The organism is Rhodococcus opacus (assembly GCF_012396235.1).
Taxonomy (GTDB): Bacteria; Actinomycetota; Actinomycetes; order Mycobacteriales; family Mycobacteriaceae; genus Rhodococcus_F; species Rhodococcus_F opacus.
Genome location: NZ_JAAXPA010000087.1, coordinates 1 through 2,418, shown reverse-complemented (window position 1 = coordinate 2,418; position 2,418 = coordinate 1). Strand labels below are relative to the sequence as shown.

1 protein-coding gene is annotated in these 2,418 nt (G+C 69.5%); it reads right to left on the bottom strand.

Going from position 1 to position 2,418, the window contains the following annotated elements; translation table 11 throughout:
• Nucleotides 1–2,418: non-ribosomal peptide synthetase (locus HGB39_RS37930; protein ID WP_247607639.1), on the bottom strand; the 2,418-nt coding region annotated here is incomplete at both ends.

Below are 2,418 nucleotides of genomic sequence, written 5' to 3'. Positions count from 1 at the left end.
GGTGTCTGCGTTGATGTGGTGGGGGAGTTGGGTTTCGGTGGTGGGGGTGGGTGTGAGTGGTGGTGTGGTGGGGTGGGGGTGGATGTGTTGGGTGGGGTGTCCGTGGTGGAGGGGGTAGGTGGTGTGGAGGGGTTGGTGGCGGTGGATGAGGTGGGTGAGGGCGTGGTGGAGGGCGGTGGTGTCGAGGTGTCCGGTGAGGTGGAGGGTGAGGGGGATGTTGTAGGTGGGGGTGGTGGTGTCGTATTGGTTGAGGAACCAGATGCGTTGCTGGGCGGGCGACAACGGCACGAACTCGGGTTGGTTCCCCGGAGTGGGCACCGGCAACGGGGCATCGTTCGAGTCGTGGTCGAGGTGGGTGGACAGGACCCGTGGTGTCCGGTCCTCGAACACGGTCCGGACGTCGATGTGGGTGTGCAGCATCGAATTGACCCGCGCCACCACCCGTGTCGCCGTCAGCGAGTTTCCGCCCGCCTCGAAGAAGTCGTCGTCGACACCGACGTGCTCGAGCCCCAGAACGGCCGCGAACGCGTTCGCGACGGTCTCCTCGACGGGCGACGTCGGTCGGTGCGCGGGATCGGCCGGGGAGTCGAACCGGGGAGCGGGCAGCGCGGCGCGATCGAGTTTGCCGACGGGGGTCAGCGGGATCCGGTCGATCGGCACGATCGCACCGGGCACCATGTGCGCCGGAAGTCGTTCGGTGAGATAGGCAGAGAGTCGTGCCGGGGCGAGCTCCGCGGAACCGACGACATAGGAGACGAGGATCGGGTCCCCGGCGGGCCCGGTGCGGGTGAGTGTCGCGGCGTACTCCACGTCCGGGTGGTCGCCGAGGACGGAGTCGATCTCGCCGGGTTCGATGCGGAACCCGCGCACCTTCACCTGGAAGTCGGCGCGGCCGAGGTACTCGACCACCCGACCGCCGGACGTGTCGGCGACCCAGCGGACGATGTCGCCGGTCCGGTACATCCGCTCGCCCGCCGGCCCGTATGGAGCGGCGACGAAGCGTCCTGCGGTCAGGCCCGGCCTCCGGTGGTATCCGCGGGCCAGACCTGACCCGGCAATGTACAACTCACCCGGAACGCCGTCCGGGACCGGCTGCAGCCGCGCATCCAGCACCACTTCGTCCGCACCGGCGACCGGGCCGCCGATCGTCACTTCGGACCCGGGTGTGAGCGGCGCGCTGATATTGGACATCACGGTGGTTTCGGTGGGGCCGTAGCCGTTCCGCAGAGCCCGGCCACGGGACCACCGGGTCACCAGACCGGGCGGACACGCTTCTCCGGCCACGAGAATTTCGCCGAACCCGTCGTATCCGTCGAGGTCGTCGGGATCGGCCGAGGCTAGTGCGGCAGTCGGGACGAAGGCATGCGTCACCCGTTGGGCAGCGACGAAGCGGGACAGTTCCGTGCCGCCGACGATGGTCGGCGGGCTGATCACCAGAGTCGCGCCACAGCCGAACGCCAGAAGGTAGTCGAACACCGATCCGTCGAACGAGGGTGACGAGAAGTGGAGCACGCGCGAGTGCCGCCCCGGACCGAGGCCGGCCGCCTGCGCCGCGGCCAGCGTGGCCAGCCCGCGGTGCGGAACCACCACGCCTTTCGGGACACCGGTCGATCCGGACGTGTAGATCAGGTACGCGGGATGGTCGGGTAGCAATGGCCCGCGGCGATCGGCGTCACCGAGGGCACCGCTCGACTGTTGTTCGACCGTCGTGATCGTCCCGGGTTCGTCCAGGACGAGCCACGGCACCGTGTCCGGGAGCCGCTCACGTTGCGGTGTCAGTGTGACGCCGAGCGCGACACCCGAATCGGCGAACATGTCGGCGATGCGTGCGGCGGGATAGCCCGGGTCGATCGGGAGGAAAGCCGCCCCGGTCTTGGCGATCGCCCAGACCGCGAGCACCGAGTCGACGGAACGCGGAATCGCCAGGGCAACGTAGCGTTCCGGGCCGGCGCCGTGCGTGATCAGCAGGCGCGCGAGCCGGTTCGACGCCTCGTCGAGGTCGCGGTAACTCACCGCGCGACCGGAGTCCTCGAGCGCGACGGCGTCCGGATCGAGGGCTGCGGCGTCGGTGACGATCGCGGCGAGCGTGCGGGTGGCGGGTGCGGGACCACCGCGCACGGGCGCGAGCGCGCGGAACTCGTCGTCGCCGAGAAGTCGCACCGACGCGACGGTCGTCTCCGGTGCCGTCGCGATGACCTCCAGTGCCCGGCACATGTGGGCCGCGATCGCCTCGGTGTCGTTGCGGCTGAGGAACTCCGGCAGAAACTCGAACTTGAGGTGGAGTGTGGTGTCGGTGGTGGTGGTGGCGGCGAGTGCGAGGGGGTAGTGGGTGGCGTCGGTGGCGGAGGTGGTGGTGATGGTGAGGTCGGTGGGTGGGGTGGTGTGGTGGGGGTAGTTCTCGTGGACGGTGATGGTGTC